The organism is Streptomyces sp. Da 82-17, from assembly GCF_046098215.1.
In the GTDB taxonomy this organism is placed as follows: domain Bacteria; phylum Actinomycetota; class Actinomycetes; order Streptomycetales; family Streptomycetaceae; genus Streptomyces.
Genome location: NZ_JBJURH010000002.1, coordinates 104,129 through 118,603, shown reverse-complemented (window position 1 = coordinate 118,603; position 14,475 = coordinate 104,129). Strand labels below are relative to the sequence as shown.

Below are 14,475 nucleotides of genomic sequence, written 5' to 3'. Positions count from 1 at the left end.
CGTCGTACGACGCGTAAGGCCCCCGGAGAGTCGCTCTCCGGGGGCCTTTCCGTGTGTGCTCAGCCCGTGCGTGCTCAGCTCTGGTGTGCTCAGCCCGTGCGTGCGCTCAGCCCTGGTACGGCGTGGGCGCCGGGGCCGTCGGGCTCAGCGGGACGCCCGCCGAGTGGGCCAGGGAGACGTCCAGGCTCTCCTTGCGGATGCGCTGGTCGACGTAGAGCAGGCTGAGGGCGAGCTGCGGGAACAGGGCCGTGACCAGCTGGCTGATCAGCGCGCCGACCATGATGAAGAACATGAACACGCCCATGACGGCGAAGACTTCGGCCGGCTCCGGGTCGGGGCCCAGGGAGCCCGCGGTGGGCATCGCCGAGAACATGCCGATCATGTTGAACGGGATCTGGATGAAGTAGCCCGCGATGCCCGCCATCAGGTAGACGAGCAGCGAGATGCCGAAGATCCGCCACCAGGATCCCTGGACGAGCCGGGCCGAGCGGCGCAGCGCGGTGACCGGGCCCGCGGACTCGAAGACGGCGGCGGCCGGGGCGAGCGAGAAACGCACCCACAGCCAGGCCACCAGCGGCATCATCGCGAGCAGCCCGAGGAACCACAGCAGCACGACCGGCCCCGGGTTCGTCGAGTCGCTGACGGTGGCGATCGTGACGGCCATGCCGCCGCCGAGCAGCAGCAGTACCGGGACGGCCACGATCAGCGCGGTGAGCAGTCCGGTGCCGATGACGGCCGGTACCCGCGCCATGGTGCGGCGCCACACCGTGCCGAACACCGACGGCCGGCCGAGCACCGCGTCCTGCAGGGCGGCCGGGCAGACCGCGGAGACCGTCGCGGACGCGACCAGCATCGCGAGCAGCGCGAACACCCACACCGAGATGCCCGCCACCAGCACCGGCAACGTGTCCGTCCAGCGCGGCTCGGAGCCGGTCGGCGTCTCGACGAAGTCGTGGAAGTGGTCGCCGACGAACACGTACGCCAGGCCCACCGCGAGCAGGACGGCGACCAGCGCGCCGCCGTACGCGATCAGGGATATGCCGAACAGTGCCCGCCAGCAGCGGCCGACCGCGGCGAACGTGCCGCTGAGGATGTCGCCGAGCTGCAGCGGCCGCAGCGGGATCACGCCGGGCTTCGGCGCGGGCGGCGGGCCCCAGCCGAATCCGGGCCGGCCCCAGGCCGGGCCGGGAGGGCCGGGAGGGCCGGGGTACGCGGCGTACGTGCCCGGGGCGCCGGGCGGCGGGGGAGTGCCGTACGCGCCGGGGCCGCCCGGTGGTGGAGTGCCGTACGGGCCGGGGCCGCCCGGTGGCGGCGGTGGCGGTGCCTGCGGCGCTCCCTGATCCTGCTGCGCTCCCTGATCCTGTGGAGCTCCCTGGTCCTGCGGTCCCGGCTCGGGGGTCTGCCCGCCGTCCGGTCCCTCGGGCCGCTCGGGCCCGCCCCGCCCCTTGTCCATCGACATGCGCACTCGCTCCTGTTTTCTCTTGTCCCCCCTGGACCGGGACACGGTAGCCGGTCGCCCGCGGACGAGTCGGACCGGCCGGACCCTGCCGGGCTGTGTACGCACGTACACAACGTTGCGTACGCTAGTACACATGGGATACGGACTGCTGGCCGCGGCCATCGCGGCGGAGGTGGCCGGGACGACGGCCATGAAGTACAGCGAGGGCTTCACCCGGCTGTGGCCCTCGCTCGCCACGGTCGCCGGCTATCTGCTCGCCTTCACGCTGCTCGCGCAGACGCTGAAGACGATGCAGGTGGGCACGGCGTACGCGATCTGGGCCGGCGTCGGCACCGCCGCCGTCGCCGTGATCGGCATGCTCTTCCTCGGCGAGTCCACGAGCCTCGCCAAGATCGCGGGGATCGCCCTGGTGATCGTCGGGGTCGTGCTGCTCAACCTGGGCGGTGCGCACTGATGGCGGAGAACAAGGCCGTGCGCAGGTACGACCCCGAGCGGCGGCAGCGGATCATCGACGCCGCGATCCGGGTCGTCGGCGCGAAGGGCATCGCGGGCCTCAGCCACCGCAGTGTCGCCGCCGAGGCGGACGTCCCGCTCGGCTCGACCACGTACCACTTCAAGACCCTCGACGACCTGATGGTGGCCGCGCTGCGCCAGGCCAACGAGGGCTTCGCGAAGGTCGTACGGGAGCACGGCGGCGCGCTCGCCGATCCGGAGGCCGACCTGGCCGCCGAGCTGGCCCGGCTCACCGGCGAGTGGCTGGACGGCGACCGGCCCGGCGTGGAGCTGGAGTACGAGCTGTACCTCGCCGCGTTGCGCCGCCCCGCGCTGCGTCCGGTCGCCGCCGAGTGGTGCGACGAGGTCGCCGAGCTGATCGCCCGCCGCACCGACCCGGTCACCGCCCGCGCGACCGCCGCCCTGATCGACGGCATCTGCCTCCAGGTGCTGCTCACGGGCGGTACGTACGACGAGTCGTACGCGCATGAGGTCCTCGCCCGGGTCATCGACGGGCCCTAGGGGGCGAGGCGGACCGGACGGTGAGACCGGTTCGCCTCGGCGGGGTCGGGCCGGTTAGGTTTCCTGTCATGACCGACACGACTTCCCGCACCACCGGCGCCGTCGCCGCCGGCCTCGCCACCATCACCGCCGACGGCACCGTTCTCGACACCTGGTTCCCCGCCCCCGAGCTCACCGCCGAGCCGGGCCCCGCGGGCACGGAGAAGCTGGCCGCCGACCGCGCCGTCGACCTGCTCGGCGAGGGCGCCGCCAAGGCCATCGGCAAGGACGCCCGCCGCGGCGTCGAGATCGTCGCCGTCCGTACGGTCATCGCCTCGCTGGACGACAAGCCGCTCGACGCGCACGACGTCTACCTGCGCCTGCACCTGCTCTCGCACCGCCTGGTCCAGCCGCACGGCCAGAACCTGGACGGCATGTTCGGCTTCCTCGCCAACGTCGCCTGGACCTCGCTCGGCCCGGTCGCCGTCGACGACCTGGAGAAGGTCCGCCTGAACGCCCGCGCCGAGGGCCTGCACCTCGCGGTGACCTCGGTCGACAAGTTCCCGCGCATGACGGACTACGTGGCGCCGAAGGGCGTGCGCATCGCCGACGCCGACCGGGTCCGCCTCGGCGCGCACCTCGCCGAGGGCACCACCGTCATGCACGAGGGCTTCGTGAACTTCAACGCCGGCACGCTCGGCACGTCGATGATCGAGGGCCGCATCTCCGCGGGCGTCGTCATCGGCGACGGCTCGGACATCGGCGGCGGCGCGTCCACCATGGGCACCCTGTCCGGCGGCGGCAACGTCCGCATCTCCGTCGGCAAGCGCTGCCTGATCGGCGCCGAGGCGGGCGTCGGCATCGCCCTCGGCGACGAGTGCGTGGTCGAGGCCGGGCTCTACGTCACGGCCGGTACGCGGGTCACGATGCCCGACGGCCAGATCGTGAAGGCCCGCGAGCTGTCCGGCGCGTCCAACATCCTGTTCCGCCGCAACTCCGTGACCGGCGCGGTCGAGGCTCGGCCGAACAACGCCGTGTGGGGCGGGCTGAACGAGGTTCTGCACTCCAACTGAGGTTGTTCGAGGGCGACTTGCGGTTTCCGTTGGCTCGGTTGCCGCGAGTCGCCCTTCGGGCTCGTCCTCAAGCGCCGGACGGGCTGGCTTGTCGCCCTTCGGACTCGTCCTCAAATGCCGGACGGGCTGAAATGGCCAGCGTCTCGTAAGCCGCGAGCAACCGCTCCACCCGCTCAGGCCCCGCCGCCCGCAGCGGCGCCCGGACCGGGCCCGAGGGGAGGCCGAGGGCGCCGAGCAGCGCCTTCGTCGTGACCGTGCCCGGCAGACCGTCCGCCATCACCAGCTCCACCAGCGGCAGCGCGAGCCGCTGCAGCAGTGCCGCGCCCCCGGTGTCGCCCGCGTCGAACGCGTCCAGGATCGCGCGCAGCTCCGCGGGGGCGACGTTCGCCACCGTGCTGATGTACCCCGCCCCGCCGATCGCGTACAGCGGCAGGATGAACTCCTCGCAGCCCGTGTAGTACGCCAACTCCGTGCGCGCGAGCACCTGCTGCGTGCCCATCAGGTCGTACGCGCAGTCCTTCACGCCGACGATCCGCGGATGCCCGGCCAGGCGCAGCAGCGTCTCCGGCTCGATGCGGGTGCCGGTGCGGGCCGGGATGTCGTAGAGCAGCACCGGCAGGCCCGTGGTGTCCGCGACCGTGCGGAAGTGCTCCTCGATCGCGTCCTGCGGCGGCCGGCTGTAGTACGGGGTGAGCACCAACAGGCCGTCGGCGCCCGCCTGTTCGGCCTGCCGGGCGAGGCTCTGGGCGTGCGCCGTGTCCGCGCTGCCCACGCCCGCCACGATCGCCGCGCGCTCTCCGACCGCCTCGCGCACCGCACGGATCAGCTCGGCCTTCTCGGCGTCGCTGGTCGTGGGGGACTCGCCGGTCGTGCCGGACAGCACCAGGGCGTCACAGCCGCGGTCGACGAGGCGCACGGCGAGGCGGGCGGCGCCCTCGCGGTCCAGTGCGCCGTCGGCGTCGAAGGGCGTGACCATGGCGCAGAGCGCGCGGCCGAAGGGCGAGGGAGAAGGCGAGGGGGAGGGTGAAGGCGAGGGCGAGGGTGAGGTCATGCGTGCAGTCTCGGTATGCGGTGCGACGGACTCCACTTAATTCTGCTTCAGGGTATGAGTTAGCGGCGCTAAGCGGGCCGCCGTCGGCGGTACGCGCAGCGGCCGGCCAACGCCCTTGACCTGAACCTTGGTTGAAGTTCCACGATGGTGATCACGGCGCCACCCGGGGCCGTACCGGAGAAACGGGAGGTCACCATGTCCGTACAGCGCAGCCTGCTGCCCGATCTGGAGCGGGGCGGGGTCGGGGTCGTGCTCGCCAGCACCTGGAGCGTCGACACGCCCGAGCGGCAGAAGGCGGCCGTCGAGGCGATCACCGAGGCCTGGGAGAGCCGGGAGTGGCCGCACGACGGACTGCTCTCGTACACCGTCCACACCGGCACCGACGGCGACACCCTGCTGCACTACTCGCAGTGGCGCGACCTGGAGACCTACGAGGCGTTCTCCGCCGCGGCCGACGGGCGGGACGCGAGGAACGCCGACATCGACGCCGCCGTGCCCGGCATCCGGCGGCTCGGCCTCGGCAGGTACGAGCTGTACCGCGGGCGTTCGCTGAACCCGAAGGCCGAGGCCGAGCCCGGCTGCATCGTCATCGTCGACATCCCCTTCAAGGGGCCCGACCCGCGGCGGCAGCGCGACTGGGTCGACGCCGTCTTCGACGCGCTCGACGGCGACGAGCCGCACCCGGGCGCGATCTCCGCGCACTTCCACGCCAGCCTGGACGGCACCCGGGTGCTGAACTACGCGCAGTGGGCGAGCGAGCAGGCCCACATCGAGGCGCTCGCCGCCCCCGGCGCGGGCGTCGGCTCGGGCTCCGACGCCTGGCGGCGCGTACAACAGCACCCGGGCCTCGCCGAGGGCGGCAGCGTCAAGCGGTACCTGCCCGCCGTCAGCCTCCGGCAGGGCTGAGCCGCTGCGGCTCGCACGGCCTCACGGGCGGAAGCGCAGCACCTGCGGGTCGTGGTCGCTGTTCTGCTGCGCGAACTCCGCGTTGATGTGCACGCTGTCGTACGCGAACCGCCCGACCCCCGGGCTCGTCAGGATCTGGTCGAGGACCTGCGAATTGCCCTGGTAGACGTACGAGTAACGCTCAGCGGGCGCAAGGGACTTGACGGCCGCGGTGAGGGCGCCGCCGTCCGTGAGGAGCTTCGTGGTCGCGGAGAACTCGAAGTCGTTGATGTCGCCGAGGACCACCACGTCCGCGTCCCGCTGCGCCTTCAGGACCTTCTTCACGAAGGCGTTCACCGAAGCCGCCTGCAGATGCCGCTGCTTCTCCGAGGAGCGGCTCGGCGGCTGGTGGTGGGAGACCAGCGACTCGTCGCCGCCCTTCGAGCCGAAGTGGTTGGCGATCACGAAGACCGTGCGGCCGCGGAACACGAACTCGCCGGCCAGCGGCTTGCGGCTGTTCTGCCAGGCCGCGTCCGCCGGGGCGATCCGGCCGGGGGACAGCGTCAGGGCGGCGCGGCCGCGGTTGCTCACCACGTCCGTGCCCGTCGTGGCGTCCCCGCCCGGCCGGTCCTTGAACGCGACCCGCTCCGGGTTGAAGAGGAACACCTGCCGGATGTTGCCGCCCGGCTCGCCGCCGTCCTTCTTGTCCTCCGGGTCGATCGAGCGCCACTCGTACGCCGGGCCGCCCGCCGCCGCGATCGCCGCCGTGAACTTCTTCAGCGTCTCCTCGGCCGACACCGTGCCGTCGTCCGTCGCGCCGTTGTCGTCCTGGATCTCCTCCAGGGCGAGGACGTCGGGGCTCGCCAGGTTGGTGACGACGGCCTGCGCGAGCGCGTCGAACTTCGCCTGCGGGTCCTTCGGGTCCAGGTTCTCCACGTTGTACGTGGCGACCGCCAGCTCGTCCGACTCCTGCTTGCGGGTCTTCTCCCGGGCCAGGCCCTTGTCGGTGACCTCGCCGAGCGTGCGGGCCGTCAGCGTGTAGCCGCCGAACTGGTTGAAGTCCAGGGGTCCTTCGGTCGTACCGGAGAGGACGTCCCCCACGTTCGCCCTGGGGAACGGTTTCTCCGCGACCGGCGTCAGCGACTGGATCTGCAGCCGCCCGGTGTTCTGCGACGCGTACGAGCCGTACACCGTGCCGCCGCGCCTGCTGGGGTGCTCGTCCGGCTTCACCGTCACCCACAGCTCGTGGTACGGGTCGGTGGCGCCGACCACCCGCGCGTCGCCGACCGAGACGTTCATGCCCTCCAACGACTCGTAGAAGTCCAGGGCGTACGCGTCCGGTTCGAGGGCCAGCTTGTTGATGCTGCCGCCGTCCGCCGCGTCCCCCTCGGGCGTGTACGCCGACGGCACCGCGTCCGCGTCGATCCGCTGCGGCTTCGGCACCGCGCCGCCCGAGGACTCCACCGTCACCGTCGGCCTGGTGATCTGCGTGACCGACTGGTTGCCCGAGTTCGCGCCGCCCGGCACGTACTCCGTGACCGTGCCCGACACCCGCACCACGTCACCGGGCTTCACGGTCGGGGCCGTCGAACCGGTGTGGACGAAGACGCCCTCGCTGGTCGCCGGGTCGCCGTCGGGCGCCGTGTCCTGGATCCAGAAGCCGCGCGCGCCGTACGCACGCACGCCCGTCACGGTGCCGGGCACGTCCGTGACCTGCTCGCCGGCCAGCGGCGAAAGGCGCGTACCGCCCTGGATGTCGTGCACCCGGATCTCGGCCGCCGAGGCGGTGGACGTGGCCGAGACGGTGATCAGGCCGCCCGCGAGCGCGGTGGCGAGCACGGTGGCGACGGCGGTCGATCTGCGGGACGAGCGGGATATGCGCGAGGGCATCGTCTGACTCCAGGAGGGTGTGGGGTGGAGTGGCACAGGCTCTACGCGCGTCAATCTCTTGTGTGGCCAAGGGAGTTGTCAAGGCTCCGCCGGTGTACGCCCGCCGAAGGGACGTCCAAGGGTTCATGAACCGGGTTGCTTGGGTGGAAATCCGTCTACGCTGGGGGCCGCCAAGCCCTGACCGTCCGAGGAGAACCACTCCATGTCCGCAGAACGCCCCACCCTGCCGCCGGTGCGGCTGAACTCCGAGGCGGAACTCGCACGGGACGCGCTCGCCGTTCCGCTGCTCGCCCGCGCCGTGCGGCTCGCCCGCTGGGCCGGGCCGGACACCCGGGTCGGGGCGGGCGGCGAACTCGTCGACGAGCAACTCCCGGCCGCCGCCGAGCTCCTCGGGTACGCCGCGGACGACGAGGACGGCCCCGGATACGCGAGCGAGGCGTGGCGCGTGGCCGTCGACACCGGCCTCGTCGAGATCACGGAGGGGGACTCGGAGGACGAGGAGGCCGAAGGGACCGTCACACAGGGCGAGGAGCTCGCGCTGCTCACCTCCGGCTCCCCGCAGGACGTCCTCGGCATCTGGCTCACCGCCCTCGACACCGTCCTCGCCGACGCCGCCGTGCCCGACCTGGACGACCTCGTCGAAGCCCTGGAGGAGGGCGGCGAGATCGACCTCGACAGCCTCGGCTGGGACCCCGAGTCGGAGGCCGAGTTCCTGGAGGGCGTCCTCGGCAACCTCTACCTCCTCACCGTCTCCGAGGAAGCCCCCGCCGACGCCCCCGTGCCGCTGCCCGCACTCGCCGCGTCCATGATCGTCCCGGACGACATGGGCGAACCCACCGACGACGTCCTGGAGCAGGTCTCCGACGCGATGATGCGGCTCGACGACCAGTTCCGGCTCCTCGAACCCGTCGGGCTCGTCGAGTTCACGCCCGTCGACGAGGCGCTGATGGCCGAGGCCGGCGAGGAACCCGCCGAACTCTCCCCCGACGAGGAGGACATCAGCCGCTACGGCATGGTCCGCCTCACCCCGCTCGGCCTGTACGGCGTGCGCGCCCGCATGCTCGACGCCGGGATCGACGCGCCGGCCGTCGGCGACCTCGCGGACAAGGGCGCCGACGTCCTGCTCGCCGCGACCGCCGACTTCCCCGAGGCCGCCGCCCGCGCCGAGACCGAGCTGTGGCTGCGCAGCAACCAACCGCTGCCCGCCGCCCGGGAGTTGCTGGCCGCGGCGCGCGGCGGCGACGAGGACGCGCCGCTGCGCCGCCTCCGCTGCCAGCAGGCCCTCTCCCTCGTCGGCGCGGAGGCCGAGCCGGCACTCCGCGAGGTCCTCGACGACCCGGAGCTGGGCGGGCTCGCCCGGGTCTGGCTCGTCGAGCACGGTGCGACGGACGTGCCGCCGCCGTCCGAGGCGATGGTGTACTGGCTGACCATCGACACGGTCGCCGCGCAGCTCGCCGCGGAGGGCAACTCGGACGAACTCCAGGGCCTCGTCGAGGGATTGGCGGCGCAGCACGCCGGGTTCTTCGACACGGCCTGGCGCGTCGACCACCCGGCGACGGCGGACGTCCTGGAGGCGATGGGGCGGCTGCACCCCGACAAGAAGGTGGCCAAGGAGGCCCGGAAGGCGGCGTTCAAGGCACGGTCCGCCGGCCGCTAGTAGGTCTGGTTTTCCCGGCGCCGGGGCTGAGCTTGTTGTTCGGCTTGCCCGGCGCCGGGGCGTTGTGCCCACCCGTTCCGCCCTTGCGGAACGCCTGCCCACAACGCGGGGAGGGGGCGGGGGTCGGAGGGCTCCTGAGTCTTGAGGTCTCAAGTCCGCAGGTACGACGCCCCGTTGACGTCAAGCACCGTGCCCGAGGCCCACTCCGCCTCCGGGGACGCCAGCCAGCGCACCGCCGCCGCGATCTCCTCCGCGTCCGCGACCCGGCCGAACGGCGACTGGGCGCGAATCGCCGCACCCTCCGCCCCCTCGAGCCGCGCCGCGACCCGTTCCGTCTCGAAGAAGCCCGGCGCCACCGACGCCACCCCGATCCCGTACGGCCCGAGCGACACCGCGAGGGACTGGCCGAGCGCGTGCACCGCCGCCTTCGTCGCCCCGTACGCCGGATGGTCCGGCTCGCCCCGGAACGCTCCGCGCGAGCCGACGTTGACGATCCGTCCGCCCGTGCCCTGCTCGATCATCCGGCGCCCCGCGAGATGGCTCAGGTTGGCCGTGGCCAGCAGGTTCACCGCGGCGTGCTGCTGCCACTGCGCGGCCCACTCCTCGTACGGCGTCTCCGGCAGCGGATGGCGGACGTTGACGGCCGCGTTGTTCACGAGCACGTCGACCCCGCCGAGCCCCGCGAACGCCTCCTCCGCGACCCGCCGCGCGCCCGCCGGGTCCGACACGTCGCCGCCGACCAGCACATGACCCTCGCCCGGCAGCGAGGCCAGCGTCGAACCGGCCTCCGTGCGGCGGGAGTTGTAGTGCACCGCGACCCGGTCGCCGTTCGCCGCGAAGGCGTGGGCGACGGCGCGGCCGAGGCCGCGGGAGGCGCCGGAGACGAGGACGCGGCGGCCGGTGGCGGGCAGGTTCATCGAAGCGGCTCTCCAGAAGTAGTGCGGTGTTCAACCGGCGTTCGTACGGGGCCACGACCCTGAGCCCGCAGCCACCCCACACTCCATCACATCCGTCCGGTACCACCTGGACCACCACTTCAGGAGACGACGATGCCGCTCAGCCGCAGGGAATTCACCAGGCGCACCGCGATCGCGGGCGCAGGAGTCGCCGTCGTCGGCACCGCCGGTGTCCTCGCCACCACCGACGGCGCCCTCGCCACCCAGGACACCGCCGCAGGCGCCGGCGGCAAGGACGACGGCCCCGGCTACGGCCCGCTCGTCGAGGACCCGGACGGAATCCTCGCCCTGCCCGCCGGCTTCACGTACCGCATCATCACCCGCACCGGCGAGACCCGCCTGGAGAGCGGCGAGTCCACGCCGTCCAACCACGACGGCACCGCCGCCTTCGAGGGCCCGCGCGGCAGCACCCTGCTCGTCAACAACCACGAGCTGAAGGGCCCCCGCTCCAAGTGGGAGCACCCGGTGCCGCTCGTCGAGGGCCTCGTGTACGACCCGGCCGCGGCCGGCGGCTGCACCGTCGTCGAGGTCCGTCCCGGCGGCGAGGTCGCCGAGTGGGTCGGCATCGCCGGCACCTCCACCAACTGTGCGGGCGGGCGCACCCGTTGGGGCACCTGGCTGACCTGCGAGGAGAACTCCGACCTCGCCGGCGAGAACGGCATGACCAAGGACCACGGCTACGTCTTCGAGGTCGACCCCCTCGACCGGCGCGCCAACCAGGACCCCAAGCCGCTGAAGTTCTTCGGCCGCTACGACCACGAGGCCGTCGTCGTCGACCCGCGCACCGGCCACGCCTACCTCACCGAGGACGACTCCGACCCCAACGGCCTGTTCTACCGCTGGGTCCCGCCGAAGGGCTTCGAGCACGGCCGCGGCAAGCTCCGCACCCTCGCCGACGACGCGGGTGTGCTGCAGGCGCCCAAGTGCTACGACTCGGGCGGCCGGTTCGTGGACGACCTGTCCCGCGCCACGAAGATCGGCACCGTCTTCGGCGTCGACTGGGTCGACGTCCCCGACCGCGACGCCCGCACCACGCCCGTACGGCAGCAGTTCGCCGTCGACGAGGTGACCCGCGGACGCAAGCTCGAAGGCATGTGGTGGGCGGACGGCGGCGCGTACCTCGTCTCCTCCTTCGCCCGCGACGAGAGCCCCGGCGACCCGCACGACGGGCAGGTCTGGTTCTACGACCCGCGCCGCCGGACCCTCACCCTGAAGGTCCTCCTCGGCGTCAACGCGAACCCCTCCAAGGACGGCGCGCTCGACGGGCCCGACAACATCACGGTGTCTCCGTACGGCGGGCTGATCATCGCCGAGGACGGCGAGGGCGTGCAGCACCTGTTCGGCGCCACCGACAGCGGCCGCACGTACCCGATCGCGCGCAACGACCTCAACATCGGCACCGAAGAGGAGCCGGAGTACAGCGAGTTCGCGGGCGTCGTCTTCTCGCCCGACGGAAAGACGCTCTACGCCAACATCCAGACGCCCGGAATCATGCTCGCCATCGACGGGCCCTGGAAGCGGCAGTAGGGTCCCGCGCAAAAACCCTTGGCGCCCCGACTGTCCCCGCTCCTAAGGTAATTCTTGCTGAACGCACCTCCCGGTGCGAAGGCGGCGGCTACTTCCTTTCACGAAATCATGCCGCAGCCGTCTTGAACTCGGGAGGCCACGGCATCGGTGAGCCCGGTGCGCAGGCAACGGTTACTTCTTTGATCGAACGGTTGCGGGTTCGAGTCCCGTCATCGACTTCGGGTCGGTGTAGCTCAACTGGGTAGAGCATTCGGATAGTCCGTCGCCGATTCAGATCTCGGGCTCCGCCGTGCCGTCCGCCTCCCCGTTTCGGCAGCAGTTTCTCAGGCAGTTCGCACTCGCTGAATTCGGGGGAATTCTCATGGCGCGTTTCAACACCCGCAGCTCCGGCCCGCGCGGCACCTCGCGCGTGACGTCCACCGGCCGCACGCTCCGCACCTACGAGGGCGGCCGCGGCCACGAGCGGGACGCACGCTCCGAACTCTTTCTGCTCTCGCTCGCCAACTTCGTGGCCCAGCAGACCTTCTACGAGGACGGCACCGCCCGCGACGACCGCTTCGCGCAGCTCGTGCGCCGCCTCGCCGTCGAGGACCCGGAGTGGACCGCGGGCCTGCTCGACTGGCTGCGCGGCGAGGGCAACCTGCGCACCGCGTCCCTCGTCGGCGCCGCCGAGTACGTCAAGGCCCGCCTGGACGCGGGCGTGACCGACGGCCCGTCGAACCGGCAGGTCATCGCCTCCGTGCTGCGCCGCCCCGACGAGCCCGGCGAGCTGCTCGGCTACTGGACCGCCACGTACGGCCGGGCCGTCCCGAAGCCCGTCAAGCGCGGCATCGCGGACGCGGTGCGCCGGCTCTACCACGGCAAGTCCCTGCTCAAGTACGACACTTCGAGCAAGGGCTACCGCTTCGGCGACATCCTGAACCTGGTGCACGCCGCCCCCGACCCGGACAAGCCGTGGCAGGGCGACCTGTTCCGGTACGCGCTCGACCGGCGGCACAACCCGGACACGGCCGTGCCGCCGGACTCGGTTCCGGTGCTCGCCGCGCACCGCGCGCTGATGGAACTCCCGGTCGCCGAGCGGCGCGCCGTCGTCACCGCACCCGACGGTCCCGAGCGGCTCGCCGCGGCCGGGATCACCTGGGAGGCGCTGGCCGGCTGGCTGCAGGGGCCGATGGACAAGGCCGCCTGGGAGGCCGTGATCCCGTCCATGGGCGCCATGGCGCTCGTTCGCAACCTGCGGAACTTCGACGAGGCCGGGGTCTCGGACGAGGTGGCGCAGCAGGTCGCGGCGAAGATCTCCGACCCGGCGGAGGTGGCGCGTTCGCGGCAGTTTCCGTTCCGGTACCTGGCCGCGTACCAGCACGCGCCGTCGCTGCGCTGGGCCTACCCGTTGGAGCAGGCGCTCGGGCACTCGCTGGCCAACGTGCCGGAGCTGCCCGGCCGCACGCTGATCCTGGTCGACCGGTCCGGGTCCATGTGGGGCCGTCTGTCGGAGCGTTCGCAGCTCAACCGGGCCGACGCCGCGGCGGTCTTCGGGGCGGCGCTCGCCCTGCGCGCCGAGTCCGCGGAGCTGGTGCAGTTCGGCACGACCAGCTCGTCGGTGACGTGCCGCAAGGGCGAGTCCGTACTGAAGGTCCTGGAGCGCTTCGGCAACCTGGGCGGCACGGACACGACCACGGCGGTACGACGCTTCTACGGCGGCCACGACCGGGTGCTGATCGTCACGGACGAGCAGTACGCGTACAGCGCGCACGGCGATCCGACCGAGCAGGTCCCGGCGGACGTGCCCGTCTACACCTGGAACCTCGCGGGGTACCGCGCGGGCCACGGTGCGTCGGGCAAGCCGAACCGGCACACGTTCGGGGGGCTCTCGGACGCCGCGTTCCGCATGGTTCCGCTTCTTGAGCGGGGCCGGGACGCGGACTGGCCGTGGGCGGTCTGAGCCCCGGCCCGGAACGGGCCCGCCCGCACGGGGGTGGGGCGGGCCCGGACCGTTCGCGCCGGTCAGAGCGTGAGGCTGCGGATCAGCTTGTTGCGCCTGAAGTCCCTTGATTCCACGGTGAGTTCGCCGCTCGCGCCGACGAGCAGCCGGAGGCCCTGCGACTCGGCGCCGGACAGCGCCTCTTCGCCGCCGCTGCCGTCCGGGCCGTACATGGTCTGGATGAAGCCGGTGTTGACGACGGTGAACCCGGCCGGGTCGCCGCCCGCCACGACCTTCTTCGCGGCCCAGTCGTCCCGGTTCAGGTCCCAGTGGGTGTGGCCGGAGAAGAACACGACGTTGGGGTGGCGGCCGAGAATCGTGAGCAGCTCGGTCTCGTCGACGAAGTCCTGGTCGTAGAAGCGCGCCGCGTCCGGGCCCGTGGTGCCGGAGACGGTGCCGGGCAGCACGTGGTGGCTGAAGACCAGGACGTGCGGCTTGTCCGCGTGCGCCGCCAACGCCCCGTCCAGCCAGTCGAGTTGGGCCGCGCCGAGGGTGACGAACGGCGGGCTCGTGCCGTTCTTCGCGGGCGCCGTCGTCCCGATGAACAGCAGCGGCAGGCCCGCGGCCGTGGTCTGCGAGTACACGTCCGGCATGCCCGTGTACTGCAGGAACCGCTTGACCTGGGTGTCGAACGGGTCGGCGTTGTACTGCTCGTGGTTGCCGAGCGCGGCGAGCACCCGGTCCGGGTGGGCGTGCCCGGCGAGCGTCCCGTACAGGTCCTCGTACTGCTGCTGGGTGCCCTGCGCGACCAGGTCCCCGGCGATCACCAGGGCGTCGGAGCGGCCGAGCGCGGCCAGGTTGTCGAGGGCGCGGCCGAGGTCGGCCAGGTCGCCCTGGACGTCGCTGATCACGTCGAGGGTCGCGGCCGCCGTCGGCTTCGGGCGGGCGGACGCCTGGGCGGCGGTGAGGCCGCCGAGCGGAATCGTGGCGAGCGCGAGACCGCCCGCCGTGAGGATGCTTCTCCGGGTGGGGGGAGTCATGGGCGGAAGGTAACTCGCCCTGG

General features: G+C 72.4%; 12 protein-coding genes. 7 read left to right on the top strand and 5 right to left on the bottom strand.

The genetic code is table 11. The annotated features are described in order from the left end of the window. Positions 1–106 precede the first annotated feature (106 nt). On the bottom strand, positions 107–1,459 hold the full coding sequence (locus tag ACIDOF_RS03510; RefSeq protein ID WP_409004138.1) for a hypothetical protein: 1,353 nt from the start codon (positions 1,457–1,459) through the stop codon (positions 107–109). Positions 1,460–1,592: 133 nt separating this feature from the next. Here ACIDOF_RS03510 and ACIDOF_RS03505 point away from each other — a divergent pair, with 133 nt between their 5' ends. The 3 genes from ACIDOF_RS03505 (at position 1,593) to dapD (ending at position 3,525) form a co-directional block, all read left to right on the top strand. After that, complete coding sequence (locus ACIDOF_RS03505; protein ID WP_409004137.1) at positions 1,593–1,913, top strand: DMT family transporter; 321 nt, start codon at positions 1,593–1,595, stop codon at positions 1,911–1,913. Beyond that, a complete protein-coding gene (locus ACIDOF_RS03500) occupies positions 1,913–2,473 on the top strand; it encodes a TetR/AcrR family transcriptional regulator (protein ID WP_409004136.1) in 561 nt (186 codons plus the stop codon). The genes ACIDOF_RS03505 and ACIDOF_RS03500 overlap by 1 nt, the downstream gene beginning before the upstream one ends. A gap of 68 nt (positions 2,474–2,541) precedes the next feature. Further along, positions 2,542–3,525 carry a 2,3,4,5-tetrahydropyridine-2,6-dicarboxylate N-succinyltransferase gene (gene dapD, locus ACIDOF_RS03495; RefSeq protein WP_409004135.1) on the top strand — a complete coding sequence of 328 codons (984 nt, stop codon included), beginning with the start codon at positions 2,542–2,544 and terminating at the stop codon, positions 3,523–3,525. A 67-nt stretch (positions 3,526–3,592) separates the two neighbouring features. On the opposite strand, the gene dapA is transcribed toward dapD, so the two are convergent. Then, the gene (dapA, locus tag ACIDOF_RS03490; RefSeq protein WP_409004134.1) at positions 3,593–4,576 is read right to left on the bottom strand and encodes a 4-hydroxy-tetrahydrodipicolinate synthase; all 984 of its coding nucleotides are present in this window, start codon (positions 4,574–4,576) and stop codon (positions 3,593–3,595) included. Positions 4,577–4,771: 195 nt separating this feature from the next. Here dapA and ACIDOF_RS03485 point away from each other — a divergent pair, with 195 nt between their 5' ends. Beyond that, positions 4,772–5,482, top strand: a complete 711-nt coding sequence (locus ACIDOF_RS03485) for an antibiotic biosynthesis monooxygenase (RefSeq protein WP_409004133.1) — start codon at positions 4,772–4,774, stop codon at positions 5,480–5,482. 21 nt (positions 5,483–5,503) lie between these two features. Here ACIDOF_RS03485 and ACIDOF_RS03480 read toward each other — a convergent pair whose 3' ends face one another. Further along, the gene (locus ACIDOF_RS03480) at positions 5,504–7,351 is read right to left on the bottom strand and encodes an endonuclease/exonuclease/phosphatase family protein (RefSeq protein WP_409004132.1); all 1,848 of its coding nucleotides are present in this window, start codon (positions 7,349–7,351) and stop codon (positions 5,504–5,506) included. A gap of 202 nt (positions 7,352–7,553) precedes the next feature. On the opposite strand from ACIDOF_RS03480, the gene ACIDOF_RS03475 reads away from it, so the two are divergent. After that, positions 7,554–9,008: a hypothetical protein gene (locus tag ACIDOF_RS03475; RefSeq protein WP_409004131.1), complete on the top strand. Its 1,455-nt coding sequence runs from the start codon at positions 7,554–7,556 to the stop codon at positions 9,006–9,008. Between the two features lie 149 nt (positions 9,009–9,157). Here the strand turns inward: ACIDOF_RS03475 and ACIDOF_RS03470 are convergent, their stop codons facing one another. Further along, positions 9,158–9,925, bottom strand: a complete 768-nt coding sequence (locus tag ACIDOF_RS03470) for an SDR family NAD(P)-dependent oxidoreductase (RefSeq protein ID WP_409004130.1) — start codon at positions 9,923–9,925, stop codon at positions 9,158–9,160. A 132-nt stretch (positions 9,926–10,057) separates the two neighbouring features. Between ACIDOF_RS03470 and ACIDOF_RS03465 the strand changes: the two genes are divergently transcribed. Both ACIDOF_RS03465 and ACIDOF_RS03460 read left to right on the top strand, forming a co-directional pair. Continuing rightward, positions 10,058–11,491 carry an alkaline phosphatase PhoX gene (locus ACIDOF_RS03465; protein ID WP_409004129.1) on the top strand — a complete coding sequence of 478 codons (1,434 nt, stop codon included), beginning with the start codon at positions 10,058–10,060 and terminating at the stop codon, positions 11,489–11,491. A 361-nt stretch (positions 11,492–11,852) separates the two neighbouring features. After that, on the top strand, positions 11,853–13,433 hold the full coding sequence (locus ACIDOF_RS03460; RefSeq protein ID WP_409004128.1) for a TROVE domain-containing protein: 1,581 nt from the start codon (positions 11,853–11,855) through the stop codon (positions 13,431–13,433). A gap of 62 nt (positions 13,434–13,495) precedes the next feature. Here ACIDOF_RS03460 and ACIDOF_RS03455 read toward each other — a convergent pair whose 3' ends face one another. Beyond that, positions 13,496–14,452: a DUF4073 domain-containing protein gene (locus ACIDOF_RS03455; RefSeq protein ID WP_409004127.1), complete on the bottom strand. Its 957-nt coding sequence runs from the start codon at positions 14,450–14,452 to the stop codon at positions 13,496–13,498. Positions 14,453–14,475 lie beyond the last annotated feature (23 nt).

Coding starts and splice junctions, on each gene's coding strand:
- dapD (WP_409004135.1), top strand. CDS start 2,542: ATGACCGACACGACTTCCCGCACCACCGGCGCCGTCGCCGCCGGCCTC.
- ACIDOF_RS03475 (WP_409004131.1), top strand. CDS start 7,554: ATGTCCGCAGAACGCCCCACCCTGCCGCCGGTGCGGCTGAACTCCGAG.
- dapA (WP_409004134.1), bottom strand. CDS start 4,576: ATGACCTCACCCTCGCCCTCGCCTTCACCCTCCCCCTCGCCTTCTCCC.
- ACIDOF_RS03470 (WP_409004130.1), bottom strand. CDS start 9,925: ATGAACCTGCCCGCCACCGGCCGCCGCGTCCTCGTCTCCGGCGCCTCC.
- ACIDOF_RS03500 (WP_409004136.1), top strand. CDS start 1,913: ATGGCGGAGAACAAGGCCGTGCGCAGGTACGACCCCGAGCGGCGGCAG.
- ACIDOF_RS03485 (WP_409004133.1), top strand. CDS start 4,772: ATGTCCGTACAGCGCAGCCTGCTGCCCGATCTGGAGCGGGGCGGGGTC.
- ACIDOF_RS03460 (WP_409004128.1), top strand. CDS start 11,853: ATGGCGCGTTTCAACACCCGCAGCTCCGGCCCGCGCGGCACCTCGCGC.
- ACIDOF_RS03505 (WP_409004137.1), top strand. CDS start 1,593: ATGGGATACGGACTGCTGGCCGCGGCCATCGCGGCGGAGGTGGCCGGG.
- ACIDOF_RS03455 (WP_409004127.1), bottom strand. CDS start 14,452: ATGACTCCCCCCACCCGGAGAAGCATCCTCACGGCGGGCGGTCTCGCG.
- ACIDOF_RS03510 (WP_409004138.1), bottom strand. CDS start 1,459: ATGTCGATGGACAAGGGGCGGGGCGGGCCCGAGCGGCCCGAGGGACCG.
- ACIDOF_RS03465 (WP_409004129.1), top strand. CDS start 10,058: ATGCCGCTCAGCCGCAGGGAATTCACCAGGCGCACCGCGATCGCGGGC.
- ACIDOF_RS03480 (WP_409004132.1), bottom strand. CDS start 7,351: ATGCCCTCGCGCATATCCCGCTCGTCCCGCAGATCGACCGCCGTCGCC.